Genomic DNA, 26,743 nt, shown 5'->3' with positions numbered 1-26,743 from the left:
GTTATTCACCTACTTTGATGACTTTTTCTTCGCTGCTTAATCTATATATGTATGTAATCAATACAAGATAAATCGATATACAGAATAAACTCGGTAAAAATTGTGAATTATATATACCATATGATATTAATAAGAAATGTATAGGCGATACAATTATATCGACTATCATGAATTCTGTGATTGCATAAAATAGTGTTTGAAGAATGAAAGGTATGAACTTAACAATAACCTTCTCACCAAAATATAATAGTAATGATATTGAGAATACGTTTGTTACTATGCCCCATAAACCTACAAACACAATTAACGATAATATAAATATTGTTGGATAATCATAATACATAGAAATGATCATTGGATTATCTGAAAAAATGCCACCGAATTGTTTAAATACAATATCAGGTTTTATATTCGGTAAAATCATAAACATTCCTAAAAAATTTATTAAAAGTGGTATAGTTACCATAATAAACGATACAACACTCGAATAAATTAATGTTTTAAACTTTGATTTCAAATTTAGTTTATAAAATAACGTACTAACGCCAATTGAAATGAGCAATGGCATAATCCATACATATAAAATAGATAATAATGAGCCACCATTAATCATGATATTTTCTGTGTAAGGCGTATACTCTAGTAGTTGATGTTCTCCATGCTCTATTTTGACATTCCACAAATGAATAATGGATATTGAACATAAAAGTAGAAAAGAAATTATAAATTGCCATTTATAAATGATTAATTTTAAGTGCTTAAGCATATCAATCGCCTCCAATTACTATAATTTACCATTTTTTGATTTATTATAACCTCCAGTTAGTATTTTTACAACAATCGAATAATATTATATTATTAATTAATTGCAATTAATTCGAAAGACAAAAAAAGACGCTTGCTTTATAGCGAGCGTCTTTTGTAATTACAATTATTTATTTAATAATTTAACAAGGCATTGCGTTTAAAATGGCTTTTGGATCTGTTACTGTACCGATCATGCCTGATTTTAAGTTGATTCCTAATGCGATGTCTTCTTGTTTCAAGTCTTCTAACCATTCTTCGAAGACTTCTGTTTCTACTTCAATAATATCGTATTCTTCGAAGTCATCACGGTGTACTTTTTCTGCTAATTTGCGTGTACTCCATACTGTCATCATGTTTGGTAGACTTGCATCTTCTTCTGATACGATAATGAATTGTTTTTGTCCTTTTACTGTTAACCCGTAAACATAGTTTTCGTTACAAATGTCTTCTGCAAATTCATCTATTCGGATATCATCTAGTTCACTCATGATTTCTTCTATGAATGGAATTGCTTCTACTTTTATTCCGTTATCTTCTGCTGATTTGTCCACAATGAATTGATCGCCTTCATCAAGGATATCATCCATTTCGTATGTAACAAATCTATCTAAATCTAACTCCATAATTTTATCGTATTTAGTAATTTCATACGATTTCAAATATGATTCTGCACTTTCTTTCGTTGACCAAATTAGACGAAAATCAGTATCGCCGTCTCTTAAGATTTTACGGTCATTCAGCACAACATAAAATCTTTCTTTTGTTAATATTTGTTTAAATTTAGACATATCCTGGATAGCCATTCTACCACCCTTTTCTTTATATTTAATCCCAATAAAATATATTATACGTATTAGGTATAAGTCAATATAAAAGAAGTTAAATTGTAAAAAATTTTTTATTTATTTTGACTACTTAATGCATCTAGAAAAAGTTGCTCTTGTTCTAATGCCTTTTCTTCAGTTTTTGCATGCCAAATTCCAACAAATCTTGATTTTACGTTGTCTTTTCCGAAATAGTCACCATCATAGTATGCAAGTGGATAGAGGTGGCCATTTTTGATGAATTGTTCTATTGTATTGATGAAATGCGTGTTATCTCCTTTTGAATGATAACTTAGAAATTTATGAAAACCTTCATGTAAACGATCTTTAAGTAATAACATACTTGTTGAACCATTTTGTCTGAAGTTTAAATCAATTGCATAAACGTCATGGTTTTTATCTACGAGAAGATCAAACCCTGATACACCTTTATAACCATGCTCAACACCATTTTTCATAATTTCATACCCAGCATCTATAACACTTTGTGGTACATGATTTGAATTCACATTACCATTGTAGAAGCCATATTCATCTGTAAGCTGTTTAACAGCACCTATATATTGTATACCCGTCTTTTCACTATATACGTATTGAACACAATAATTATCAATTTCTTCAATGAATTGTTCGATGATAATGTATTTTGTATCTGATGCTTCTTTAATTCTATTTGTTGCTTTCTTTAAATCCGCTTTATTATAACAAATCATTACACCATACCCACCTGCTGTAGGTAACTCGTCTCCCGGTTTAATGACTAATGGTAAATCCCAGTTTTGAATAGCTTGTTCAAATTCTTCTGCTTTCACAATTTCACGTTTCGGTAAATATTTACCACCCGTCCATTGTTCAATTTTAGATTTATTATTTAAATCTATAAATTTAGGTTTATAAACGGCATATTCTTCGTCTTTACATAAATGTTGACCATGTATGTATTGGAAGAATATTTTTTTATTGTCAGATGTTAACTGTTGTAGTAAATGTTCATATTGCGTTCTATCTTTAAAAGTATATATATTGCTCGGAATATCCACATTTACTAATTTTAAAATTCGTTTAACATTATCTGTTAAACACGCTTCATGAACGATCATTGGCATATTACTAATAATCATTTCTCTTGCTGTTAAAAAATTAGATTGTGCTTCTTCAGCTTTTAACCAAGGATTATCTTCATAAGAAGGTCTTGCATTATATACAATACCTTCTTCATATAAATCTCTTAACGTTAAATTGAGTGGTTTCCTATATTCTTTGTTCATAACAAGTTCTCCCTTAATGTTTGATGATGCTCAATGATTTCATTTCTAAGGGATACATTCTCTATAAGTTCTAATCCCATTGATGCCAATATTTTCGCACCGTTAATTAATGCCTTATCACCCTTTGTACTTGCAGCAGCTTGGCAAAATTCTTTCGTATGACCGACTAAATTAGATGGTCCAATTTTAATGTGTGGATGTATAGTCGGTACGATATGACTTACATTCCCCGTATCTGTAGAACCAAAACCAAAATCGTCATCAATTACTTCTTCCCCAACTTGTTCAGCGTGCTTTCTAAATAATTCGTCTAGTGGTTTATTAATCACGAATTCATTTACACCATTTTGGATTGGTCTTAATTCATATGTACCGCCTGTTTGTATAGCTGCCCCTTCAGCTATTTTTCTCACTTTATCAGTAAGAATATCTAGTTCTTTTCGAGAAGTGGCACGCGTGTAGAAACGTGCATGAGTAAAGTCAGGAATAATATTCGCTGCCTCACCACCATTTAATATGACACCATGCACTTTATCTGTCTTTTTAATTTGTTGTCTTAACATGCTCACCCCATTAAAGAAAGATAACATAGCATCTAACGCATTAACCGCTTCAAAAGCATTTTCAGAGGCATGAGCGCTTCGTCCATAGAATTTAACATCAAATACATCTACAGCTAATGAAGGCACTGTCACGTACGTCTCATGGCCAGGATGGACCATTAGTGCAATATCAATATTATCGATAATACCAGCTTTCACATAAGTTGCTTTTGCACTACCATTAATACCCCCTTCCTCAGCAGGACAACCTAATACGACAACTTTTCCTCCGACTTGATCAATCACTTTAGACAAACTGATACCTGCTAACACACTTGATGTCCCAATAATATTATGACCACACGCATGACCGAGACCTGGTAATGCATCATATTCTGCTAAATATGCAATAGTTGGACCTTCTTTTCCTGAGTCATACGTTGCAATGAAACCTGTTGGATGTTTCGCAATATTCTTCTCTATCTTAAAATGATGACTCTTTAATTGATCGCTTAATAATCGTGATGCAAATACTTCTTCATTTCCTAACTCAGGACGTTCATGAATTTGATGACTCATTGATAAATATAAATGTCTATTTTGTTCTATATAATTAATAATATTTTGCGATAAGTTACTCATTAATGATTCACCTTTCCAATATAAAAGCGCACTACTTTGTAAGGAGTGCGCCAATCGTTCTTTTATCTTCCAGTAACAAACTGTAGGAATTGGCACCTTTCCATTATGGGAGGTTGCTGGACTTCATCGGGCCCTTCCCTCAGTCTCTCTTGATAATTCGTATGAAATTTGAATTTAATTCTAACTGTCTAACTCGGATATGTCAATGATTTGTTGCAATATCATTGGAATTTAAGTACCATTTTTCTGCTTTTTTCTCGAATTCTTTAATCATGCTGTCTTTTCCTTTATAGTACTGTTCACTGTCATCAGGAAATTCAATGACTAAGTCATGCTTGAGACGACTATATCTTTCTCTTTCTCCATTAAAAGCTCTTAAATAATCTCTAAAGGACAATAATCTTAAAATATGTGGGCTACCTTCATCATAAATATGTAAATGGTGAGAAACTGCACCGTAATGATCATATTTTTTGAAATATCGATTACCAATAACACCACGTTCTCCTTTAGATTCATATCCTAAAGCTGATAATTCATGTGTAAATTCATCAATTGATTTACTATCTTTGACAACTATTAATATATCTATAATCGGCTTCGCAGATAATCCAGGAATAGCCGTTGATCCTATATGTTCAATGCTGATACTATGTTCTTTCAATAACGACTGTAAATATTTTTTCTCTTCAAGAAAAAGGTGTTGCCATATACTGTCGTAAGGGACTACACGTAAACGCTCCATCTCATCACCTAATTTCAGAATAATTTATTAATATTATCTTATAAAGTAACATAGAAAGAAAGTAAAAGAAATCTGAATTGATTGTTTTTTCAAAATTAACTTGATATAATGATGCCGAAATCAAAGGAGGAATCTTCATGACAAAAATGAATGTAGAAAGTTTTAATTTAGATCATACGATAGTAGACGCACCATTTGTGAGACTTGCGGGAATCAAAGAAGGACTAAATGGTGATGTTATTCATAAATATGATATTCGATTTAAACAACCTAACAAAGAACATATGGAAATGCCTGCATTACATTCCTTAGAACATTTAATGGCTGAGAACATTAGAAACCATACAGACAAAGTGGTAGACGTAAGTCCAATGGGATGTCAAACAGGATTTTATGCTTCATTCATCAATCATGACGATTATGATGACGTACTTGCTATATTAGAAGCAACACTTAAAGACGTAGAACAAGCAACAGAAGTCCCAGCATGTAACGAAGTACAATGCGGATGGGCAGCAAGCCATTCATTAGAAGGCGCACAACAACTAGCAACAGAATTTTTAGCAGAACGCGATAATTGGAAAAATATCTTTAAAGAAGATTAATAAGGAGAGCCCAGGATATGACCTGGGCTTTTTTATGTTGGAATGGCGCTGGGCGTTGTGAACACTTCTGCCCAAACTTGTTCATAACGGGGGTCTTACGAACACTTTCGCCCAAACTTGTTCATAACGGGGGTGTTAGTTACAAAACTCGCCTGAAGTGTTACTATGGGCCGCCTTAGTTACAAAACTCGCCCGAAGTGTTACTATGGACAGTCTTAGTTACAAATCTCGGCTGAACTGTTACTATGGGCTGCCTTAGTTACAAATCTTGGCCGAAGTGTTACTATGGATAGCCTTAGTTACAAAACTCGCCTAAAGTGTTACTATGGGCCGCCTTAGTTACAAAACTCGTCTAAAGTGTTACTATGGGCCGCCTTAGTTACAAAACTCGCCCGAAGTGTTACTATGGGCCGCCTTAATTACAAATCTCGGCTGAACTGTAAACAAGGAGCTCCTTATTTGCACTTCTCTCCAAAACTGCTAATAACGCACCCACTATTTGCACTTCTTATCAAACTTGCTAATAACGCACCCACTATTTGCACTTCTTACCAAACTTGCTAATAACGCACCCACTATTTGCACCTTCAGCCAAACTTGCTAATAACGACACCTAACACCCAACTCCCCCAACATAATATTCATCTATTCCCTCCATCACGCTCACCCACAAATTAAAAAAGAGTTTGGGATACGATATCCCAAACTCTCTCTATATAAAAATTACATTTTTCTTACTAGTTTAATCATTACATATTGTAGTGGTAATCTACCCCACAACGCCCATTTTGGTAATTGTTTACCGTTTAATGGGATGTTCTTTTGCGCCATATAAACATTCGCTGGAAATACAGCTACTAAGAACCATTCGATTAATTTTTTCATTAAGCTACTTGGCTTTTTGATCATTAACATGATACCAAATACGATTTCCATCACACCTGTTATCCAAACAATCGCTTTTTTAAATGGTAAATAGTTTGGAACGATTGCTTCAAAACCTTCTGATCTTACGAAATGCATCACACCTGCAAATGAAAATCCTATTCCAAATAATCGTCTAACTATATTCATTACTTAATCCCCATCTCATTTAAATAGCTTTTACCGAATTCAGGTAGCGTCACATTAAAGTTATCTGCAATTGTTGCACCAATTGAACTAAATGTATCATCACCTGATAGTTCATGATATTCTTTAATGCTTGGACTATACATTAATAATGGTACATATTCACGTGTATGATCTGTACCTGGAGCAGTTGGATCGTTACCGTGGTCTGCTGTAATAATGACTAAGTCATCTTCATTTAATACTGCTTGTAAGTCTTCTAATCGGTTATCAAAGTCTTTAATAGCTTGTGCGTAACCTTCTTTATCTCTTCTGTGACCATACAATGCATCAAAATCAACCAAGTTTAAGAAGCTGATTCCAGTGAAATCACTTTTCACAACATCGATTAATTGATCCATACCGTCCATGTTATCTTTCGTTCTAATAGCTTTCGTAACACCTTCGCCATCATAAATGTCATTAATTTTACCGATTGCAATGACATCGTAATCCGCATCTTTTAAAGTATTCATAACTATTTTACCAAATGGTTTCAATGCATAGTCATGTCTGTTTGATGTTCTAGTGAAGTTACCTGGCTCGCCAACGTATGGACGTGCAATAATTCTTCCTATTAGATATTTAGGATCTTTCGTAAGCTCTCTTACTTTCTCACAAATATCATATAATTCTTCTAAAGGAATGATATCTTCATGTGCTGCAATTTGTAGCACTGGATCTGCAGATGTATATACAATTAAATCTCCAGTTTCCATTTGATGCTTACCATATTCATCGATAATTGCAGTACCTGATGCTGGTTTATTTGCAACAACTTTTCTACCAGTGATTGATTCAATTTCTTTTACCAATTCTTCTGGAAAACCTTCTGGATAGACTTTAAAAGGTTTATCAATATTTAGACCCATGATTTCCCAATGTCCTGTCATTGTATCTTTACCAACTGAAGCTTCACTTAATTTAGTATAGAATGCTTCTGGATTTGAAACTTTTTGAACTACTGGTAAGTCTGCTATATTACCTAAACCTAACTTTTCTAAGTTTGGTAATGTTTCATTAAAACCTTCAAGTGTATGTTTTAATGTATGAGAACCTTCATCACCGAATGCTTTAGCATCTGGTGCTTCACCAATACCTACTGAATCCATTACGATTAAATGAATACGTTTAAATCGGTTTGTCATTTGACACACTCCTAATCTGTAATCACTTTATGAATTAATGTTGGTTTAACTTGTTCGTCAGAAATTGTGATGTTTTCTAAAATTTTAGCTTCTACATCTTTAACATCTTCTTGGTTTGCGTAAATCGTTACTAACGATTCACCCGCTTCAACTTTATCGCCAACTTTTTTATTTAATACTAAACCAACTGCCAAGTCAATTATATCATCCTTTGTTGCTCTACCTGCACCTAAAAGCATTGAAGCAACACCAATTTCATCTGCAACGATGTGTGATACATAACCTGAAGTTTCAGCTTTAACTTCAAAAGTATATTGTGCTTGTGGTAACTTCGTAACGTCATCTACTACAGAACCGTCTCCACCTTGATTTTCAAGGAATACTTTGAATTTTTCTAATGCTTTACCATTTTGAATCACTTCTAAAAGTTTTTCTCTCGCTTCATCTAAAGTTTCAGCTTTCTTAGCTAATACAACCATTTGAGAACCTAAAGTTAATACAAGTTCAGTTAAATCTTCTGGACCTTCACCTTTTAATGTTTCAATCGCTTCTTTCACTTCTAAGCCATTACCAATTGCTCTTCCTAAAGGTTGGCTCATATCAGAAATAATTGCCATTGTATTTCTACCTACATTATTCCCGATTTTAACCATTGCATGCGCAAGTAACTCAGAATCTTCAATCGTCTTCATAAATGCACCTGCACCAGTCTTAACATCTAAGACAATCGCATCTGCACCTGCTGCAATTTTCTTACTCATAATTGAAGATGCAATTAATGGAATTGAATTGACTGTACCTGTAACATCTCGTAAGCCATATAGCTTTTTATCTGCAGGTGTTAAGTTACCTGTTTGACCGATTACTGCTACTTTATCTTTATTCACTAAATCGATAAATTCTTGTTCACTGATTTCAACATGGAAACCTTCAACCGCTTCAAGTTTATCAATTGTACCACCTGTATGACCTAAACCACGTCCACTCATTTTTGCGACTGGTACGTCTAATGCTGCTACTAAAGGTGCAAGTACAAGTGTTGTTGTATCACCTACACCACCTGTAGAGTGCTTATCAACTTTAATGCCTTCAATTTCAGATAAATCAATTTGATCGCCTGATTCAACCATAGCCATTGTTAAGTTTGCACGTTCTTCATCTGTCATATCTTGAAAATATATAGCCATTGCTAAGCTAGACGCTTGGTAATCCGGAATATCGCCTGCAGTATATCCTTTAACAAAAAATTCAATTTCTTCTTTCGTTAATTCTTTCCCGTCACGTTTCTTTGCAATTACATCAACCATTCTCATCGTTAATACCCTCCAATTTTTGTATGAATACGCTTACCTTAATTTGAAAAATTAAAGGTACTATTTCAAGTACCATTAATTTTTAGTAATCTGAATCTGACGCTTCACCTTTTAAAATTTTAACGCCTGCTGAAGCACCGATACGTGTTGCACCATTATCTATCATTGTTTTAACATCTTCGTATGAACGGATACCACCAGAAGCTTTTACGCCTAAATCAGGACCAACTGTTTCACGCATTAATTTAATATCTTCTGCAGTTGCACCACCAGTTGAAAATCCTGTTGAAGTTTTAACAAAATCAGCACCTGCTGCAACAGCAAGTTCACATGCTCTCACTTTTTCAGCATCTGTTAATAAAGAAGTTTCAATGATAACTTTAGTTGTTACACCGTTAGCTGCTGAAACAACACTTTCGATATCTTTTTTAACATCTTCATCTCTGCCGTCTTTTAATGCGCCAATGTTGATAACCATATCTACTTCTTGAGCACCTTTTTTAATTGCATCTTCTGTTTCAAATGCTTTAACTTCACTTGTGTTTGCTCCAAGAGGGAATCCGATTACTGTACATACAAGTACATCTGTCCCTTCTAATGCTTTCTTGGCATGTGCAACGTGTGTAGGATTGACACATACTGATTTGAATCCATATTCTTTCGCTTCACTTAATAAAGCATCAATTTGTTCCAAAGTCGTATCTGGTTTTAGTGCTGTGTGATCGATATATTTAGCTAATGACATGTTGAATCCTCCTAATATTTTTTGATTAACTCTATTATATAACGTTGTTGAACATTTGTAAAACGATAACTGAAATATTGTTCACTAATCTAATAACGCCTGTGCAGTGTATTGATCTGTAATTAAAATATTACTCAATTTACCTTCAAGTGCACCTCTAATAGAAGCGACTTTATGCTCACCTCCAGCAACTAATACTGAATGTTCTATGCCTTTCAACGCATCAAGATCAATACCTATTGTACGATTATTAATAGCTTCGTCTGCTACTTCACCTTTGCTATTATAAAATCTTGAACAAATATCTCCTACTGCTGATTTTTTAAGTCGGTCTTTTTCTTCTTCACTCAAAAATCCAAGTTTAAATAATAGGGCAGAATCTCTTACTGTTCCTACAGTAAAAATCGCAACATCAACTTGTCTACCTTGATCGAGTATGGATTTAATATGTCGGTCTTTTTCAACCATATCTTTAACTTCTTTTACATCAAAAATAACGGGTAACGGTAAATCTCTCGGTGTCGCATTATAAGCTTGAGCAAATCTTTCTAGAATTTGATGACTTCTCGTATCAACATCTGAAAAACTAATGCCACCCTTCAACTGGATAATACCAATATCATTAAAATGACTTTGTTCTAGATACTGAGAAACTTGATACATCGTTTTACCCCAACTTATACCAATATTATCCCCGTTTTTCACAATTTTATTTAAATATTCAGCAGTCTTTTTACCAATAGCCGTTTGAATATTTGAATAATCGTTATAAGATGCATGTTCAACAACACAATCTTTTAAATTGTATTTCGCCTTTAAAAGTGAAGCTAAACTTTCTGCATCTTGATAAGGGTCATCTATTTTAATCGTCACAAAGCCTTGATTTTTAGCATGATTTAATAATCTTGATATCGTTGGTCTTGAAATATTTAACTTTTTCGCAATCGCTTCTTGGCTCAAACCTTCTTGATAATAAAGCTTTGCAATCTTGATACTATCCTTGTTCTTTTGTAAATCCATCCCTATTCACCACTTTCTTTCACTCTTATCGTACAAAAATTCGCAAAAAATTTAAACAAATGTTATCTTTAAGATGAAAAAACTTTTATTTTATTTAAAGGAGAAGATAGTTATGACTCAAGGAACACCACATATTCAACCAAATGGTGTAAAAATCGCAAAAACAGTACTAATGCCGGGAGATCCATTACGTGCTAAATTTATCGCTGAAAACTTTTTAGAAAATGTAGAACAATTCAACGATGTAAGAAATATGTTAGGTTACACAGGAACTTATAAAGGTAAAGAAGTATCTGTTATGGGTTCAGGTATGGGTATCGCTTCAATCGGAATTTATTCTTATGAACTTTATAATTTCTTTGACGTAGACACAATTATTCGTATCGGATCATGTGGTGCTATGCAAGAAGATATCAACTTATACGATATTATTATCGCTCAAGGTGCATCTACGAACTCTCGTTATGTTGACCAATTCAACGTACCAGGTTACTTCGCACCAATCGCAGACTTCGGTTTAGTAGCAAGCGCTAAAAACAAAGCAGACGAAATAGGCGCAACATCTCACGTAGGTAATATCTTCTCAAGTGATATTTTCTATAATGCAGACTCAGAAGTAACAAGCAAATGGGCTAGATTAGGTATCTTAGGCGTAGAAATGGAATCAGCAGGATTATATGTAAATGCCGCAGCAGCTGGTAAAAAAGCATTAGGTATCTTCACAGTAAGTGACCACTTATTAAGAGATGAAGCAACAACAGCAGAAGAAAGACAAAATTCATTTACACAAATGATGGAAATTGCATTAGAAATCGCAGAATAATTATAAAAAGAGAGCTGAGACGATGATTACCGTCTCAGCTCTTTTCATTTGTGAAAGTGAAGGAGTAATATAGATTGCGTTAGGTTTCAGAATTTAGATAATTAGATGTCGCTAACTTCCATTATTTCGAATTGTGGTAGTTAGAATGCTGTAACTTTCATTATTCTGAATTCTGGTAATTAGGTGGGCGCTCACTTAGAGACATTTCTCAGAATTCTGTCCCTAACACCCGCACCAATTATCTCTCACCTTCATCTCGACATCCTCATTATTCTATACCACACGCTTCTGCAACGACTTCCACAATATGTTTGACTTGTATTTTATCTTCTAATCCTTCATTTTTAACACCTAGCAACATTTGCAAGTGACATCCTGGATTTGACGTGATGATTAATTGTGGTTCTATTTCTTTTACGTGACTCATTTTTCGATTTAAAATTTCCATCGATGCATCATAATTCACGATATTATATATTCCTGCTGAACCGCAACAGATGTCTTTTTCAGGTAATACTTTATATGTTAATCCTTTTATTTGATTGATTACTTTTTCAGGTTCATTGAATACATGTTGTACGTTTTGCAAATGACATGATGGCTGATATGTGGCTTGTATATTAATCGGGTGTTCTAAGTTCAAGTCAATATCTTCTAACATAACTGAAATATCTCTCACTTTATCAACAAACTGTTCTGCTCTAGCTTTCCACTCCGCTTCATTTCTCAACAAATGATCATATTCTATTAACGAAGCACCACAACCACCAATAGCATTGACATAATAGTCTACATCGTATTTTTCTAGCGCTTCAATATTTAATTTGGCTAATTTTCTTGCTTTATCCATTTCTCCTGCGTGATGTTGAAGTGCGCCACAACAAGTTTGTTGTTTAATTTCTACAACTTGAATATTATGCGCTTCTAAAATTTTTATCGCAAGATCGTTGATATGTGAGAAAAATGAATCCATCATACAACCTCTGAAAAAGCCAATTGTTGTTTTTTTCGTTCTAAAAGGTGTTTGATAAGGTCGTTTATCTTTTTGAACTGGTGGCAAAATCATTGCCATATTCCCTAATCTTTCAGGTAGTAATTTCAATGCATTTGTCTTACTTAAAATCCCTGAAACAAATGACGTATGATAGAGCTTCAAGCCTTTATACATCGCATCTATCATATATTGACGTTCTAAAAATACAGACATAATTTGCGTGTCTAATTTTTTATTTCGCTTTTCTCGTAATACTTCGACTGCCGATTCATAAATGTCTCCATACTGAACATTCGTTGGACAAACTGTTTCACATTGTCTACAGCCTAAACATAAATCAATCGCTTCTTCTAAATCTTTAAGTTCAGCTTTACCTTCAACTGCATATTTAACAAGATTGATTCTACCTCGTGGAGAATGTTTTTCTTCTTTCATCGTTAAATATGTAGGGCAAGACGGTAAACAAAAGCCACATTGAACACAATCAAAAGTCGCATCATAAGCTAATTTTTCGATTAGATTATTCGTCATGGACTAACACAAACCTTTCATGCTCGTCTGGAAAGATTTTACCTGGATTCAGACGATTATTAGGGTCCAATGCCTGTTTTACATCTTTCATAAATTTCATGCCTGCTTCATCAAATTCGTTATACATAAATGGCTTTTTAAACAATCCAATACCATGTTCACCACTTAATGTACCGCCTAATTTCAGTGAAGCTTTAAAAATTTCAGCAACTGCTTCTTCAGCTCGTTTCATTTCTTCTGGCTTACGTTTATCAGTAATGATATTAGGATGTAAATTGCCATCTCCAGCATGCCCAAACACAACTAAATTTAATTGATAAGTTTGTCGGATTCTTTCAATTTCTTCAAAGAAAGCTGGAATTTGACTGACGGGCACACTTGTATCTTCGCTTATCTTTGTCGGTCCAAATTTCACGATAGCTGGTGACACAAGTTTACGCACTTCCCAAAGTTCGGATGCCTGTTTTTCATCTTCAGCAATGATGACTTTACAGCCAGGTAACGCAGCACATGTTTCTTCAATTATCTTCATTTCTGCTTCAAGTGCTAAAGGATGGCCATCTAATTCGACTAACAATACCGACTCAGCATCAGCCGTCACATTCTCAATTGGGTGTGTCGACAATACAGCATCAACACAATATTTATCCATAATTTCGATTTTAGAAGGTAATATACCTGATCTTAAAATTTTGGATACCGCTTCACCTGACGTAATAAAATCATCAAACTGCAACATTGCCGTCTTTGTATCAATCGGCTTAGGAATCAATTGTAAAGTAGCTTTTGTAATAATACCGAGCGTACCTTCTGACCCTACGATTAATTTCGTCATATCATAACCTGTTACATTTTTTACTGTGCGTCCACCACAGTGAATAATGTCTCCGTTGGCCGTTACAACTTCTAATCCAACAACATAGTCTTTCGTGACACCATATTTTAAGCATCTTGGTCCACCTGCATTTTCAGCCAAGTTGCCCCCAATTGTTGAAACACGAGAACTGGATGGATCAGGTGGATACATCAGTCCATATGATTCAGCAACTTTATGAATTTTCTCAGTGATAACGCCTGGTGAAACTTCCATCATTAAATCATTTTCGTAAACTGTTATTTCATTGTCCCATCTTGAAAAATCCAACACAATGCCACCATGAACAGCAAGTGGTCCCCCACTTAAACTTGTACCACTACCTCTCGGATAAATTGGTACGTCATATTGATTACTTAACTTTACAATATGCACGACTTCTTCAGTAGACATTGGCTGACAAATAATATCAGGCATATATTCACCGAAAGAAGCATCAAAACTATAACTTGAAAGATCCGCTACTTCTTTAGAAACGCGCCCATTATCTAAATGTTTCTTTAAAGCATGATAGAGTTCTTCCATGTTATCCCCCCTCAATATGAAATTATATTCATGATAGCACTGTTTACTTTAATTTTCATTTCAAGTGAATACGTTTACATTTATGATTTAAAAAATACCTAATCCAATATGTTCATGGATTAGGTATTTATAATTCAATATTATTTTAAGAATGATTTTAACATCCAGTTGTGTTTTTCAAGACTTGTTACCATTGCTAATAACATATCACCAGTCATATCGTCATTAACTTTTTCTGCTAATTGAATACCTTCTTCTAATTGAGCAATTACAGTTGTGAAGTCTTTAGATAATTGTTCAACCATTTGGTTTGCAGTTAAGTTTTTCTCAGCTTCTTCAATAACTGACCATTCTAATGCTTCTCTTAAAGTAGCGATTGGGTTACCTTCAATTGCTAAAATACGTTCAGCTAAATCGTCAACATACACACTTGCTTCATTGTAAAGTTCTTCAAATTTCTCATGTAGTGAGAAGAAATTTGGTCCTTTAACATACCAGTGATAGTTGTGTAATTTAGTATATAATACTGTCCACTCTGCTACTTGTTTATTTAACGCTTCGATTACTTCTTTATTATTTGTCATTTATTTTACACTCCTCTGTAGTTATCTTTTCTTGATTACATTAATTATTATATTATAATCATTCTAATCTGTCAACGATATTTAGCAACTTATTTATAATAATTATAAATAAGAGTTTAAATCTACATAAAAAAGAAGGTAAAGCCTACATTAGACTTATACCTTCTTTATCGTTTTATAAACATTTATTCTGCTTTCTCAAGCTTAAGTGGAATCTTAATTTCTTTCTCAAGTTTCTTACCGTCCATCAATTTATTGATAGAGTCTACTGAAGCTTTACCCATCTTATCAGGTTGTTGCGCGACAGTTGCATCTAATTTGCCACTTTTAATTGCTTTCATTGCATCTTCATTACCATCAAATCCAACTACGATTACATCTTTATCACCAATTGCTTCGATAGCACCAAGTGCCATTTCATCATTGTGTGAGAATATCGCTTCTACTTCTGGATGTGCTTGTAAGATATTTTGTGTCACGTTTAATCCTTCTGCTCGATCAAACTTAGCACTTTGTTTAGCAATGACATCAAGTGATTTGTCGGCAACTTTATGGAAGCCTTCTCCTCTTTCTCTTGTTGCACTTGCACCTGGAACACCTTCTAATTCAGCAACTTTAGCATTTTTACTTAATTTATCTAAAATAAATTGTCCGCCCATTTTACCGCCTTCAACGTTATCTGAAGCGATAAATGTTGCAACATCACCTTTATCAACTGATCTATCTAATGTAATAACAGGTATACCTTCATTATTTGCTGACTGAACGGCACTAGAAATTGCACTAGAATCTGTAGGATTGACTACTAAATAATCAACTTGTTGTTGAACTAAATCTTCTATATCATTTGTTTGTTTAGCTGAATCATCTCTTGCATCAACTACTTTTACTTTCATACCTTGTTTTTCAGCTTCTTTTTCAATACCTTCTTTAATTGAAACGAAGAATGGGTTATTTAATGTTGAAACACTGACACCAATCGTTATATCAGATTTTTTCTTATTTGTTTTACCTTCATTATCTTTTTTCAAAGGCGATTCAAGTGAACATGCCGCTAAAAATAACACAGTTGTCATTAATAGTATTAATAATTTCTTCATTTGTTTTCCCCTCAATCTAATTGATTATTTTTTTCTATCTATTAATACAGCAATTAAAATAACAATACCTTTTACGACTTGTTGGTAAAATGATGATACTCCTAATAAATTTAGACCGTTATTAAGTACACCAATAATAAGTACACCAATAAGCGTTCCAACAATTCTACCTTTACCGCCTGTTAAAGAAGTTCCGCCTAATACAACTGCAGCGATAGCATCTAACTCATATGAAGTACCAGCTGTAGGTTGAGCTGAGTTTAAACGTGATGTTAAAATTGCACCTGCTAATGCAGACATTAAACCAGAAATACCATAAATTAAAATTTTCACTCTGTTTACTTTAATACCAGAAATTTTTGAAGCGACTTCATTACCACCGATAGCATATGTATGTCTACCAAATGTTGTTTTTTGTAAAATAATCGCCAATATAATAAATACAATAATCATTGTGACTGCTGGTACTGGAATTCCGAAGAAATAACCTTTACCAAATAGTTGGAACATATAACTATCACCTAAATTAGTAATAGGGTTACCATCTGTTACAACGAGTGTTAAACCTCTAAATATTGTCATCGTTGCAAGTGTTGCGATGAATGGTGCCATACTCCCGAATGTTACTAATACACCATTAAATACACCTAATAAGAAGCCACCAAGTACTCCGACAATCAATGCTACGATTGGATCTAAACCACTTGTAATTAAGATTGCAGTAAATGCACTTGATAATGCGAGTATCGAACCGACTGATAAGTCTATGCCGCCAGTTAAAATAACAAATGTCATACCAAAAGCAATTAACCCGTTAATTGAAACTTGTCTTAATAAGTTTAATAAATTCGATAAATCTAGAAATGCTGAGTTCATAATACTAATCACGACGATTAATAATATAAGTCCTATAAATGGAATAATTTTTTCGACTAATGAAGTCTTAGCTGTTAGTTGTTGCATGTAATTCCCCTCCTGTAGCTAATGTCATAATATTTTCTTCTGTTATATTTTCGCCTTCAACTTCACCTTTAATATTGCCTTCTTGAACTACAATAACGCGATCACTCATGCCGATAACTTCAGGTAACTCTGAAGAAATCATAATAATCGACACACCACGTTCAGTTAGCTCATTCATCAACTGATAAATTTCTCGCTTAGCACCAACGTCTATTCCTCTTGTCGGTTCATCTAAAATCAATATTTGAGCACCTGTACCAATCCATTTTGCTAATACTACTTTTTGTTGGTTACCACCTGAAAGTGATGATACTAGCGCTTTTCGTGGCGTCTTAATATTGAGCCTTTTGCTCATTTGATCTGCAAACACATGCGTCGCTTGTTCTTTAATAAATCCTTTATTTGAAAAGCTTTCAAGAGATGGTAGAACCATATTATGTTCGATTGAGAAATCGAGAATCAGTCCTTCATCTTTTCTATTTTCAGTAATTAAGCCTAGACCATGTTTCATCGCATCTTCCGGTGACTTAATCAATACGGATTTACCATTAATGTCTATATCTTTATGACCTTTATCAATTCCGAACAGACTTCTCATAATCTCAGTTCTACCAGCGCCCATTAAACCACTAAATCCTAATATTTCACCTTTTCTTAATGAGAATGAAATATCTTTGATGCCTTGTTCATCATTATTAAGTGATTTAACATGCATCAATGTTTCACCTGGTTCAACGGTTCTTTCTGGAAACTGATCTGTTAAGTCTCTACCTACCATTGATTTAACAATTTCATCGTAATTGGTTTCGCTTGTAGGTTTGTATAATACAGTTTTACCATCTCTCATAACGGTAATTTCATCAGAAATCTCAAATATCTCAGCCATTCTATGTGAAATATAAACGAATGAAACGCCTTGATTTTGAAGATTTTTAATAAGTTTAAATAACTGTGTAATTTCTTTATCTGTAAGTGCTGCAGTTGGTTCATCCATGATGATAATTTTTGCATTGGTCATTAAAGCTTTAGCAATTTCTATCATTTGTTGTTCACCGATTGAACATTTTCCTGCAACTTTCTTCAATGAGATATTAAAGTTTAATTTTTCAAAGACTTTTAATGCTTCTTGCTTCATTTTCTTCTCATTTAATATGCCAAATTTATTGCGCATTTCTTTCCCGATAAATAAATTTTCAAGCACTGTTAACTCTGGCCAAATATTAAGCTCTTGATGTATAAACGTAATACCTGCTTCTTCTGACATTTGAGCATCTTTAAAGACAACTTCTTGATTGTGATAATTAATTTGACCTGCATCCTTTTCATGAATACCAACAAGAATCTTCATTAAAGTTGATTTCCCTGCACCATTTTCTCCCATAAGTGCATGAACTGAAGCTTCTTTTAATTTAAAATCTACACCAGTTAACACTTTATTTTGGCCAAACGCTTTATGTACACCAGACATTTCTAGCATGAAATCCCTCCTTAAAATAAAACATCACTTTCTAATATGACGTTTGCATATGGTGTTGCTTCCCCTGTTCTTATAATTGCGACAGTATCGTGTGTTAATTTTTTAAATGCTTCGTGTGATACAAATTCTCTTTCAACATCTGTTTCTTGAATCTTTTCATAAAGTGCTGAATTATCCGACTTCATTTCTTCTGCAAAAATCATTTTCTGTACAGACATATGTTCTAACAAAATATCGTAAACGCTTTCAAAACTTGGTACACCAAAAGACAGTGCTAAATCAATTTTTCGCACGCCTTTTGGTACTGGTAAACCACAATCTGCTATCACAATACGATCAGTATGACCAAGATCGCTTAATACTTTAGAAATTTCACTGTTTAATATCCCTGTCTTATACATGCCATTCTCCTTCAATATCTTGTAATGTTGGCATTCCGCCTTGTGCACCTAATCCAGTTACTGAGTGACTTGCTGCTAAATTAGCAAATGCTAATGCTTCATCTAAGCTGTATTCTTTTTGAAGCGCTACTGCAAATGCACCATTAAATGTATCGCCAGCACCAGTCGTATCTTTCACTTCACGTTTATAACCTGGTACTTGAACTTTTTCTTTACCATTATGATAAGCTGCACCTTTATCGCCTAAAGTTACAATCAATTTCATTGGATAAGTTGCTAACGCTTCATCTAATTTACCTTTAAACATCTCATCACTTTCTGTTTCGTTCGGTGTTAAGTAATCAACTTTTTCGATAACAGTGTTGCTTACTTCTCTATATGGTGCGGGATTCAGAATTGAAATCAAACCATGTTCTGAACAATATTTAACCGCAAATTCAACTGTTTCACTTGGAATTTCTTGTTGTAATAAAACGATATCGCCTTCTGACAATGCTTCTAAATGTTTTTTAACATAGTCTGGTGTCACTTCATTGTTAGCTGAAGGTACGACAATAATACTATTATCTTGTTCAGATAATGTTATATGTGCTGTTCCTGATGGCATTTGTGTAACGGGTTCCACACCATCCACAATAACGTGATTTTTTTGAAGATTTTCGTATATTTCTTTACCAAAATCATCATCACCAACTCTACCAATCATATGTACGTTATCCCCTAATCTTGCAGCTGCGACTGCTTGGTTTGCACCTTTCCCACCAGGTGTTGTAAAGAAATCGTCCCCAAGAATTGTTTCTCCTTTACCTGGTCTTTTAGACGCTGATACAACTAAATCTATAGACATACTTCCGATAACTGTTATTTTCTTCATATTAATCTCTCCTTGTTGATTGTCTTTCCACTAAAGTAACATCTAATATTTGATGATGTTCTCTTTGTTTACCTTCCAACTGTTTAATTAATTGTTGGCATGCTTTTTGACCAATTAAATAAGCAGGTTGATGAATCGTTGTTAAACTTGGTGAATATGTACGTGATAACGGTATATCATCATAACCAACCACTTGTATATCATCGGGCACTTTGTATTGATGATTATAAAGAATACTCATGACGTTAAATGCGCCAACATCATTACTACAAATAATGCTATCAATGTCGTGTTCTTTAATTAAGTTAAGCAAATCATCTTCTGTTAAAGATAATTCATTAGCTGAAACATACGTGATACCCGCTTCATCTAACATTAACTTCGCACCATTGAATCGCTCTCTAAATGATTTGTAATTTAAATCTTGTTCTAAAATAAGAACAGATTGTGCTTTACCGTTAATCACTGCCTGAGCTTGAAGTTGTCCACCTTTGTAATGATTTGTTTCAACAAATTCATGATCTTCGTACACACGGTCTAATAGAACAAAAGGCATATTATAAGATTTAAATGAATCAAAAGTTTCCTTACTCGATAATTGTGAAGCAATAATACCACTACAATTATGTACGTTAAATGTATTTAAATAAGCAAGCTCTTTCTCATCATTACCATCACCATTTCCAATAATGATATGATAGCCCATCGCCATCGCTTCATCTTCAACACCTCTAGCAACTACTGTAAAAAAAGGGTTACTCATATCTGGTAACAATAGTCCTATCATTCTAGATTGTCGTTTATATAAAGTTCTTGCTGTTTCATTAGGTCGATAATTTAATTCTTGAATTGCTTTATCAATTTTATCTTGTGTTTCCTTCTTAACATAACCACTTTTATTCAGCGCTCTAGATACAGTAGCAACAGATACTCCTGCATGTTGCGCAACTTGTTTAATTGTTGCCATAATTCAACTTCCTTTTGTGTAACCGTTTACACAAAAGGATATCACGCAATCTTTATTTATGCAATATTAATTTAAAAAATATTTTCTTTCTTCAGGTGTCGGTAATCGACAAGCATTTTTCAAAATCACTTTATGTCTGATTTTGGCAAATGCATCATAGCCAATATCTCGTACAAATTTCGGTATCCATTTCAAAGTCCATCCTAAAAATTGATAGCCTTTTATTTGGCCTAATAAATGAATAATCGCGTTTGATTTAATCCATACTTTGTCGCCATCTACAACAATAATACTATCTATATTTTGCAAATCAGGTCGCGCTTCAAATAAATGATCACCATATGAAGATTCCAGTTGAGCAAATTGAAAACGATGTGAAATCTTATGATGAATTAACCACATCACAGCACGATTACAGTATCCACAATCCCCATCATAATAAACAATAGCGATAACAATCACTCCAATCATCATTTTCTTAAACGTAACACGACAGTATGATAAATAAAAGTTTTATGGACACAATTTCGAATAATGTCCCTAACGGTGGCTCTTACGGACACAATTTTGAATAATGTCCCTAACAACAAAAAAGTGCTAGGACTTTTCTGTCCTAGCACTTCATCATTTCTATTATTAAACAGCTTGCTTTTTAAATGCTTTATATTCTTCTTCGTTAATTTTGATAATTTTAAATCCTACATATCCAAAGATGACAGATATGATTGGTACCGTATAGTTGAAAACTGCATAAATGCCATAATCTAATACGTTCACATTCAATGTTTGGGCAATAAATACCCCACATGTATTCCACAAGAAGAATACGGATGTTACTGTACCACCGTCTTCAAGTGCACGTGATAAGTTTTTCGGATGTAGTCTTCTTTCTAAAAATGTATTAATGTACATTCTTGAAGGTACTACAATCGATATGTATTGTTCTGAACATGAAGCGTTAGTACCTATACATGAAATAATAACAGATGCTATTAAACCACCAGTGCCTTTTGCGATTTTTAAGATTTTTGTAATGATTGATTTTAGCATGCCTGAATATTCAAGAATGCCTCCAAATGTCATCGCAACGATAGTCATTGAAATTGTATAGAACATGGATTCTAATCCACCTCTATTGAACAATTCTTTGACTAAATCATTTTTAGATTCTAATACAAATCCAGTTTGTAATGTCTTCACACTGTCATGTAGACTTCCACCTTGAATAAATATTTGCGATAAAAATCCTAAAACAATACCGACAACTAATGCTGGTATTGCAGGTACTTTAAATGCAACTAATATAATAACTATTACAGGTACGAGCAACAACCACGGTGAAATTGTAAATTTGTCTAGCATTTCATTATTGATGGCATCAATTTTTGCTTGGTCCATATTACCAGCTGAAAATTGTTGTCCTAAAATAAAAAATACAATTAATGAAATGATAACGGCAGGTACTGTCGTATAGAACATGTGTTTAATATGATCAAATAAATCTGTACCTGTTAGACCTGCTGCTAAGTTTGTCGTATCTGATAATGGGCTCATCTTATCACCAAAGTATGATCCAGATATAATAGCACCTGCTATCATGCCTGCTGGTATATCCATACTTAATCCAATTCCCATACCAGCTACACCAACTGTTGCCATTGTTGACCAACTACTACCAATAGCTAATGCTACGATTGCACAAATAACTGCGATGGTTACTAAAAATAATGACGGCGTTATTAATTTTAATCCATAGTAAATCATTGTGGCTACTACGCCTCCACCTATCCAAGCACCAATGATTAAACCAACTAAAATGATAATGACGATTGCTGGTAAGGCTAGTCTAATACCTTTATACATCATTTCTTCGATGTCTTGCCAACTATACCCATGATAGTAAGCTACAATTGCAGCAATTGCTGTTCCTATCATTAACGGTATGTGCGGAGCTTGCTCTAAAACGACTACCGTAAATAACATACTGATAATCATAAATAAAAATGGCACAACGGCCCAAAAGAAACTAATTTCTTTCTTAGATGTACTATTATTCTCCATAGATAACCTCCTAATAATAAAGCGCTTACATTTATAATTTTAATAGTTTATGCAACATATTACAATCCCATAATGACAAAGCCTGGACAATTATTTTGTACCAGGCTCATACTTATAACTTATATAATTATTCATTTAACATATATATGACTTCTTGCATAATTTCATTGAATTCTTCTTTGAACTCATTGTTAAAACGTAAAATTACTGCTCGTTCGTCTGATTTTAAGCGATTTTTTAATATGTATCTTTTCTCAAATAAACGTTTAATCGCTCTCGCTGATTTATTTTGTTTAATATAGCCTTTTTCAATAGCATCTTTAAGATGCACTTCTTCCACTTCGTTTAATTTCATTAAAAAGAAAAATTCATGCTTCTTTAGACCATACTTTTGTTCAATAACTAAAAAGATATTATCAATTTTATTTTGCTGATCGAAAAATTCTGAACATGTTGAAATTGCTTCTGAATAAGATTGAGTCTTCATAGTTTTACCTCCTGTTTCCCGTGAATTTGATTTTCTTAAAATAATTTTAACACAAAATTAAATAACATCAATATGGAATTTAAATATATATTTGACAATTTATGTATTTTTCTCGTGGTTAATTATCAAACCGAAATCACTAACTCACAAAGTATATAGAAGTACTATAATTTTACAAATAAAAAAAGATTATAACTGTAATCGTTATAATCTTTTTCTTGTATTCAATTAATTGAAGATATTTACTTTTTAGCTTTATCTTTTAAGTAGAATTCTTTTCCTGTAAAGAATTCTGTTGTTAAACTTTTAACTTTAGGTGCTAACATCACGACTGCGATAATATTCGGAATCAATATACATGCAAGCGCGATATCTAATAAATTCCAAAGTTGTGTACCTGCACCGAATGCACCAAGCGCGATTGAGAGTACATAAACAATCTTCATAATAAAGCCTGCTGTTAAGCCAAATAAATATTCTGCCATTCTTGATCCATAGTATATAACAACGATGATTGTTGAGAATACGAAGAAGACCATAGAAATTGAAACAATCCAACTTCCAAATGTTCCAAATGCATTATTAAAGGCACGAGCTGTAAGTGCAGCGGATTGTTCTTTAGCATCATTATCTTTCCAAACATCAGATACTAAAACAACAAATGCTGTCGTACTACAGATAATTAATGTATCAACAACGATTTCACTAACACTCCAGAATGCTTGTCTTACAGGATGGTCTGTCTTTGCAGCAGCATGCGCAATTGGTGATGTACCAAGACCCGCTTCGTTTGAATAAATACCACGTGCAAATCCCCAACGTACTGTTGTGGCTAAAGCAGCACCGAAACTACCACCTAATGCTGCATCTGGATTAAATGCTTTCTCAACAACTAACGCAATTACACTAGGCACATGTTGAATATTCAGTATGATAATCAAGAATCCCATAATACAATATAAACCGACCATAACCGGTACGATCATTTCGGTAAATGTTGCAATACGCTGAATACCACCAAATACAACTAAAGCAGCAATAACAGCTAACACGATTCCTGTTATACCCATATGAATATCGAATGTATCTTGAACAGTACTTGCAGCTGAATTCCCTTGTACCATAATACTTGGGATAAGTTCAAGCATTAAAGCAAATGCAAATACAAATGAAAATACTAATCCGACTTTTTTATTTTTGAAACCTTTTTTCATATAATATGTAGGTCCACCAACAAATTCTCCTTTATCGTTTTTCTCACGATAATATATACCTAGTACGTTTTCGGAATATTTTAATGCCATTCCTAGAAATGCGATTACTAACATCCAAAATACTGCACCAGGTCCACCCATCATAATGGCTGTAGGTACACCGACAATGTTTGCCGCACCTACTGTTGATGATAAAGCTGACGTTAACGCTTGCCTCGGCGTAATTGTACCATCACCTTTAGGCTCTTTATTAATACTTCCAAAAGTTTGTTTCATCATATAACCAAAATGTCTAAATTGTATTAATCCTAAATACAATGTTAAAAATAAACTTGATACTAATAAAAGTGTGACGATTGGATACCCCCATAACCAATCTGAGAATGCTACGATTTTCTCCATAAAATGACCCCTTTGCAATTTTATTTGTGAAATATTAACCAAGCATAATTCTATATTACAGAATATTCAGCAATTTATAAACCTTTAAAAAAATAAAAACGGAATAAAATCTTAAGTGTTAAGATTTTATTCCGTCTATTTTATCCTACATGTAATACTCTACAATGTTTTAAGAATTGATGTGAATATTGTTCTTTTATGTCTTCAATCGAGCCGTAACATAAACCAATCATGCGCCATTTAGGATTATGACGATAGAATGAGTCTTTTTCTAAACTCCACTTCACCATCTTACCTTCATGATTATATCTTGGTAATGTCATTTCATGACCATCAAGCACATTTAAGAATAATTGAAAGATTTCTGGATCTATTCTTTCAAACTGGTCAATCACAAGCCATTCTCTTTCTGAGTTCGTAATATGTCCTGTAATGAAACCTTCTCTATAATATAAAGCGCCACTTTCATTTGGTAAATATCGACCGTATAACATTTCTTCTGAGAAATCAGGATGACCTACTGTATATATACCTTTCGCAAGTTCACGTTCAACATAATGTTTCGCTTTTTTCAAACCGTCTTCTTTATTGTCACAGAGCATTAAAATAATAGGTTTATCTTTTTTAGGTTCATTTTCCTGATCACGTTGAACAGACATCTCATATTGATTACTAGAACTTTCTTTGTACGTCCCGTTACTCATATCTAACATCGCATCATATTGTGCTTTTGTTAAATTAGCAATAGATTGTTTCGAACTATCTTGTAAGAAATATAATTTCTTTAACGTTTGATGTCTATTTAATTCGCCAATATTCACAGGATTAATATCTTCATGATATTTAACTTCAATACATGTAGAATCTGTTCTACCAGGTTGTGGTGGTAACTTATGTATACTATCTGATACTTCCCCAGTTCCGATAATTGACTGATTAGCATTTCTACTTAAAAATATAATCTGGTCTCCTATTTCTAACTGAGTATAGTACGTATAACCATTTCTCTTTATACCATTTACAGTATGTGTAAATATTGTATATGTTTGATCTGGTTCAAATTGAATTTCTTCTGTAAGTAAAAAATACCTAGGAATTTTTATAGCGCCTTGTCCTAACCCTATAATTAAATCGAATTCTTCTTTCGTAATGCGATTAAACAATTGTTCTGTCATTTGTTTAATTCTAGATTCTAATTGTTCACTTCTCTTTAAATATTCAATTGATAACATTGTTAAAGATTGCTCAAACTTAAATTGGATACTTACTTTTTGATTGCCACCCGTTTGAACTTGTAAGATTTCACCGAATCCAAGTAAGCCGACTTGATTTTGCACTTGATAATAAATGACTTTATCTCCTGGTTTAGCTGTCTTAAATGCATGATAACCTTGCGTTGGATTAAAGCTTGCACCTGATTCAAACACTGCAGTTTGGCCTTCTAATGGTTCCGTATGACGCCACCTATTATATCCACAATTTAACCAAAAGTAGTTTCTTTCTTCAGACATATGTATACTCCTTAATATCTATAATGATCGATTTTCATAATGATGTTTACTTTGATATCTTAATTTTATTTTCATATAAAAATTACGCTTAAAATTTACTTTTTTAACAACACATTAATATTAACATTGTATAAGACATTCACACTCATGTCTATGTTTACAATTATAAAAAAAGAGCCGAGGACA

The 26,743-nt window shown here is 33.4% G+C and carries 26 protein-coding genes and 1 riboswitch; of the genes, 2 read left to right on the top strand and 24 right to left on the bottom strand.

Annotated elements, in window-relative coordinates:
* Position 1 precedes the first annotated feature (1 nt).
* From LQ679_RS03840 to LQ679_RS03820, 5 genes are all read right to left on the bottom strand, one after another.
* Positions 2-766 carry a hypothetical protein gene (locus LQ679_RS03840; protein WP_196307587.1) on the bottom strand — a complete coding sequence of 255 codons (765 nt, stop codon included), beginning with the start codon at positions 764-766 and terminating at the stop codon, positions 2-4.
* A 181-nt stretch (positions 767-947) separates the two neighbouring features.
* Positions 948-1,595: a DUF2750 domain-containing protein gene (locus LQ679_RS03835; protein WP_224658883.1), complete on the bottom strand. Its 648-nt coding sequence runs from the start codon at positions 1,593-1,595 to the stop codon at positions 948-950.
* Positions 1,596-1,705: 110 nt separating this feature from the next.
* Positions 1,706-2,899 carry an L-aspartate--L-methionine ligase LdmS gene (ldmS, locus tag LQ679_RS03830; protein ID WP_239762104.1) on the bottom strand — a complete coding sequence of 398 codons (1,194 nt, stop codon included), beginning with the start codon at positions 2,897-2,899 and terminating at the stop codon, positions 1,706-1,708.
* A complete protein-coding gene (locus LQ679_RS03825) occupies positions 2,896-4,083 on the bottom strand; it encodes a M20 family metallopeptidase (protein WP_037589813.1) in 1,188 nt (395 codons plus the stop codon). Before LQ679_RS03825 ends, ldmS begins: the two co-directional genes overlap by 4 nt.
* 59 nt (positions 4,084-4,142) lie before the next feature.
* Positions 4,143-4,242, bottom strand: a riboswitch (SAM riboswitch).
* A gap of 43 nt (positions 4,243-4,285) precedes the next feature.
* Positions 4,286-4,828, bottom strand: a complete 543-nt coding sequence (locus tag LQ679_RS03820) for a GrpB family protein (RefSeq protein WP_025904443.1) — start codon at positions 4,826-4,828, stop codon at positions 4,286-4,288.
* 137 nt (positions 4,829-4,965) lie between these two features.
* Between LQ679_RS03820 and LQ679_RS03815 the strand changes: the two genes are divergently transcribed.
* Entirely contained in the window at positions 4,966-5,433 is a 468-nt protein-coding gene (locus LQ679_RS03815; RefSeq protein ID WP_025904442.1) for an S-ribosylhomocysteine lyase, read from the top strand.
* A 723-nt stretch (positions 5,434-6,156) separates the two neighbouring features.
* Here LQ679_RS03815 and LQ679_RS03810 read toward each other — a convergent pair.
* The 5 genes from LQ679_RS03810 to LQ679_RS03790 all read right to left on the bottom strand — a co-directional run bounded on the left by LQ679_RS03810 (position 6,157) and on the right by LQ679_RS03790 (position 10,769).
* On the bottom strand, positions 6,157-6,507 hold the full coding sequence (locus LQ679_RS03810) for a DoxX family protein (RefSeq protein ID WP_025906386.1): 351 nt from the start codon (positions 6,505-6,507) through the stop codon (positions 6,157-6,159).
* Positions 6,507-7,691, bottom strand: coding sequence for a phosphopentomutase (gene deoB, locus LQ679_RS03805; protein WP_239762103.1), 1,185 nt, complete (start codon positions 7,689-7,691; stop codon positions 6,507-6,509). Before deoB ends, LQ679_RS03810 begins: the two co-directional genes overlap by 1 nt.
* An 11-nt stretch (positions 7,692-7,702) precedes the next feature.
* Positions 7,703-9,004 carry a pyrimidine-nucleoside phosphorylase gene (locus LQ679_RS03800; RefSeq protein WP_037589816.1) on the bottom strand — a complete coding sequence of 434 codons (1,302 nt, stop codon included), beginning with the start codon at positions 9,002-9,004 and terminating at the stop codon, positions 7,703-7,705.
* Positions 9,005-9,086: 82 nt separating this feature from the next.
* On the bottom strand, positions 9,087-9,749 hold the full coding sequence (gene deoC, locus LQ679_RS03795; RefSeq protein WP_159315422.1) for a deoxyribose-phosphate aldolase: 663 nt from the start codon (positions 9,747-9,749) through the stop codon (positions 9,087-9,089).
* 84 nt (positions 9,750-9,833) lie between these two features.
* Complete coding sequence (locus LQ679_RS03790; protein ID WP_126477248.1) at positions 9,834-10,769, bottom strand: sugar-binding transcriptional regulator; 936 nt, start codon at positions 10,767-10,769, stop codon at positions 9,834-9,836.
* Between the two features lie 112 nt (positions 10,770-10,881).
* On the opposite strand from LQ679_RS03790, the gene deoD reads away from it, so the two are divergent.
* Positions 10,882-11,592, top strand: coding sequence for a purine-nucleoside phosphorylase (deoD, locus tag LQ679_RS03785; RefSeq protein ID WP_025906394.1), 711 nt, complete (start codon positions 10,882-10,884; stop codon positions 11,590-11,592).
* 268 nt (positions 11,593-11,860) lie between these two features.
* Here the strand turns inward: deoD and LQ679_RS03780 are convergent, their stop codons facing one another.
* The 14 genes from LQ679_RS03780 to LQ679_RS03715 all read right to left on the bottom strand — a co-directional run bounded on the left by LQ679_RS03780 (position 11,861) and on the right by LQ679_RS03715 (position 26,557).
* On the bottom strand, positions 11,861-13,117 hold the full coding sequence (locus LQ679_RS03780; RefSeq protein ID WP_239762102.1) for a (Fe-S)-binding protein: 1,257 nt from the start codon (positions 13,115-13,117) through the stop codon (positions 11,861-11,863).
* A complete protein-coding gene (locus LQ679_RS03775; protein WP_025906398.1) occupies positions 13,107-14,516 on the bottom strand; it encodes an FAD-binding oxidoreductase in 1,410 nt (469 codons plus the stop codon). Before LQ679_RS03775 ends, LQ679_RS03780 begins: the two co-directional genes overlap by 11 nt.
* 140 nt (positions 14,517-14,656) lie before the next feature.
* Complete coding sequence (locus LQ679_RS03770) at positions 14,657-15,100, bottom strand: Dps family protein (protein WP_025906400.1); 444 nt, start codon at positions 15,098-15,100, stop codon at positions 14,657-14,659.
* A 185-nt stretch (positions 15,101-15,285) separates the two neighbouring features.
* Positions 15,286-16,200 (bottom strand): D-ribose ABC transporter substrate-binding protein, encoded by a 915-nt coding sequence (locus tag LQ679_RS03765; protein WP_191836466.1) that lies wholly within the window; start codon positions 16,198-16,200, stop codon positions 15,286-15,288.
* A gap of 24 nt (positions 16,201-16,224) precedes the next feature.
* Positions 16,225-17,163 (bottom strand): ABC transporter permease subunit, encoded by a 939-nt coding sequence (locus LQ679_RS03760; RefSeq protein WP_037588979.1) that lies wholly within the window; start codon positions 17,161-17,163, stop codon positions 16,225-16,227.
* Positions 17,144-18,640 (bottom strand): sugar ABC transporter ATP-binding protein, encoded by a 1,497-nt coding sequence (locus tag LQ679_RS03755; RefSeq protein WP_204188447.1) that lies wholly within the window; start codon positions 18,638-18,640, stop codon positions 17,144-17,146. The genes LQ679_RS03760 and LQ679_RS03755 overlap by 20 nt, the downstream gene beginning before the upstream one ends.
* A gap of 11 nt (positions 18,641-18,651) precedes the next feature.
* The gene (rbsD, locus tag LQ679_RS03750) at positions 18,652-19,041 is read right to left on the bottom strand and encodes a D-ribose pyranase (protein ID WP_204188446.1); all 390 of its coding nucleotides are present in this window, start codon (positions 19,039-19,041) and stop codon (positions 18,652-18,654) included.
* Positions 19,034-19,915 (bottom strand): ribokinase, encoded by an 882-nt coding sequence (gene rbsK, locus LQ679_RS03745; RefSeq protein WP_239762101.1) that lies wholly within the window; start codon positions 19,913-19,915, stop codon positions 19,034-19,036. The genes rbsD and rbsK overlap by 8 nt, the downstream gene beginning before the upstream one ends.
* A gap of 1 nt (position 19,916) precedes the next feature.
* Positions 19,917-20,882 (bottom strand): LacI family DNA-binding transcriptional regulator, encoded by a 966-nt coding sequence (locus tag LQ679_RS03740; RefSeq protein ID WP_025906408.1) that lies wholly within the window; start codon positions 20,880-20,882, stop codon positions 19,917-19,919.
* A 66-nt stretch (positions 20,883-20,948) separates the two neighbouring features.
* Positions 20,949-21,356: a thiol-disulfide oxidoreductase DCC family protein gene (locus tag LQ679_RS03735; protein ID WP_239762100.1), complete on the bottom strand. Its 408-nt coding sequence runs from the start codon at positions 21,354-21,356 to the stop codon at positions 20,949-20,951.
* A 162-nt stretch (positions 21,357-21,518) separates the two neighbouring features.
* On the bottom strand, positions 21,519-22,943 hold the full coding sequence (nhaC, locus tag LQ679_RS03730) for a Na+/H+ antiporter NhaC (RefSeq protein WP_126477244.1): 1,425 nt from the start codon (positions 22,941-22,943) through the stop codon (positions 21,519-21,521).
* A gap of 127 nt (positions 22,944-23,070) precedes the next feature.
* Positions 23,071-23,430: a transcriptional regulator, SarA/Rot family gene (locus LQ679_RS03725; RefSeq protein WP_037588985.1), complete on the bottom strand. Its 360-nt coding sequence runs from the start codon at positions 23,428-23,430 to the stop codon at positions 23,071-23,073.
* Positions 23,431-23,672: 242 nt separating this feature from the next.
* Positions 23,673-25,046 (bottom strand): alanine/glycine:cation symporter family protein, encoded by a 1,374-nt coding sequence (locus tag LQ679_RS03720; RefSeq protein ID WP_239762099.1) that lies wholly within the window; start codon positions 25,044-25,046, stop codon positions 23,673-23,675.
* A gap of 140 nt (positions 25,047-25,186) precedes the next feature.
* Positions 25,187-26,557 carry an EVE domain-containing protein gene (locus LQ679_RS03715; RefSeq protein ID WP_126477242.1) on the bottom strand — a complete coding sequence of 457 codons (1,371 nt, stop codon included), beginning with the start codon at positions 26,555-26,557 and terminating at the stop codon, positions 25,187-25,189.
* Positions 26,558-26,743: the final 186 nt, after the last annotated feature.

Source organism: Mammaliicoccus sp. I-M35 (genome assembly GCF_022386455.1).
Taxonomy (GTDB): Bacteria; Bacillota; Bacilli; order Staphylococcales; family Staphylococcaceae; genus Mammaliicoccus; species Mammaliicoccus sciuri_A.
This window is presented reverse-complemented; position numbering and strand designations above follow the sequence as displayed.

What these genes read in the sequence shown, in the direction of transcription:
- LQ679_RS03840 (WP_196307587.1), bottom strand. Translation starts at nt 766, where the DNA reads ATGCTTAAGCACTTAAAATTAATCATTTATAAATGGCAATTTATAATT.
- LQ679_RS03835 (WP_224658883.1), bottom strand. Translation starts at nt 1,595, where the DNA reads ATGTCTAAATTTAAACAAATATTAACAAAAGAAAGATTTTATGTTGTG.
- ldmS (WP_239762104.1), bottom strand. Translation starts at nt 2,899, where the DNA reads ATGAACAAAGAATATAGGAAACCACTCAATTTAACGTTAAGAGATTTA.
- LQ679_RS03825 (WP_037589813.1), bottom strand. Translation starts at nt 4,083, where the DNA reads ATGAGTAACTTATCGCAAAATATTATTAATTATATAGAACAAAATAGA.
- LQ679_RS03820 (WP_025904443.1), bottom strand. Translation starts at nt 4,828, where the DNA reads ATGGAGCGTTTACGTGTAGTCCCTTACGACAGTATATGGCAACACCTT.
- LQ679_RS03815 (WP_025904442.1), top strand. Translation starts at nt 4,966, where the DNA reads ATGACAAAAATGAATGTAGAAAGTTTTAATTTAGATCATACGATAGTA.
- LQ679_RS03810 (WP_025906386.1), bottom strand. Translation starts at nt 6,507, where the DNA reads ATGAATATAGTTAGACGATTATTTGGAATAGGATTTTCATTTGCAGGT.
- deoB (WP_239762103.1), bottom strand. Translation starts at nt 7,691, where the DNA reads ATGACAAACCGATTTAAACGTATTCATTTAATCGTAATGGATTCAGTA.
- LQ679_RS03800 (WP_037589816.1), bottom strand. Translation starts at nt 9,004, where the DNA reads ATGAGAATGGTTGATGTAATTGCAAAGAAACGTGACGGGAAAGAATTA.
- deoC (WP_159315422.1), bottom strand. Translation starts at nt 9,749, where the DNA reads ATGTCATTAGCTAAATATATCGATCACACAGCACTAAAACCAGATACG.
- LQ679_RS03790 (WP_126477248.1), bottom strand. Translation starts at nt 10,769, where the DNA reads ATGGATTTACAAAAGAACAAGGATAGTATCAAGATTGCAAAGCTTTAT.
- deoD (WP_025906394.1), top strand. Translation starts at nt 10,882, where the DNA reads ATGACTCAAGGAACACCACATATTCAACCAAATGGTGTAAAAATCGCA.
- LQ679_RS03780 (WP_239762102.1), bottom strand. Translation starts at nt 13,117, where the DNA reads ATGACGAATAATCTAATCGAAAAATTAGCTTATGATGCGACTTTTGAT.
- LQ679_RS03775 (WP_025906398.1), bottom strand. Translation starts at nt 14,516, where the DNA reads ATGGAAGAACTCTATCATGCTTTAAAGAAACATTTAGATAATGGGCGC.
- LQ679_RS03770 (WP_025906400.1), bottom strand. Translation starts at nt 15,100, where the DNA reads ATGACAAATAATAAAGAAGTAATCGAAGCGTTAAATAAACAAGTAGCA.
- LQ679_RS03765 (WP_191836466.1), bottom strand. Translation starts at nt 16,200, where the DNA reads ATGAAGAAATTATTAATACTATTAATGACAACTGTGTTATTTTTAGCG.
- LQ679_RS03760 (WP_037588979.1), bottom strand. Translation starts at nt 17,163, where the DNA reads ATGCAACAACTAACAGCTAAGACTTCATTAGTCGAAAAAATTATTCCA.
- LQ679_RS03755 (WP_204188447.1), bottom strand. Translation starts at nt 18,640, where the DNA reads ATGCTAGAAATGTCTGGTGTACATAAAGCGTTTGGCCAAAATAAAGTG.
- rbsD (WP_204188446.1), bottom strand. Translation starts at nt 19,041, where the DNA reads ATGTATAAGACAGGGATATTAAACAGTGAAATTTCTAAAGTATTAAGC.
- rbsK (WP_239762101.1), bottom strand. Translation starts at nt 19,915, where the DNA reads ATGAAGAAAATAACAGTTATCGGAAGTATGTCTATAGATTTAGTTGTA.
- LQ679_RS03740 (WP_025906408.1), bottom strand. Translation starts at nt 20,882, where the DNA reads ATGGCAACAATTAAACAAGTTGCGCAACATGCAGGAGTATCTGTTGCT.
- LQ679_RS03735 (WP_239762100.1), bottom strand. Translation starts at nt 21,356, where the DNA reads ATGATGATTGGAGTGATTGTTATCGCTATTGTTTATTATGATGGGGAT.
- nhaC (WP_126477244.1), bottom strand. Translation starts at nt 22,943, where the DNA reads ATGGAGAATAATAGTACATCTAAGAAAGAAATTAGTTTCTTTTGGGCC.
- LQ679_RS03725 (WP_037588985.1), bottom strand. Translation starts at nt 23,430, where the DNA reads ATGAAGACTCAATCTTATTCAGAAGCAATTTCAACATGTTCAGAATTT.
- LQ679_RS03720 (WP_239762099.1), bottom strand. Translation starts at nt 25,046, where the DNA reads ATGGAGAAAATCGTAGCATTCTCAGATTGGTTATGGGGGTATCCAATC.
- LQ679_RS03715 (WP_126477242.1), bottom strand. Translation starts at nt 26,557, where the DNA reads ATGTCTGAAGAAAGAAACTACTTTTGGTTAAATTGTGGATATAATAGG.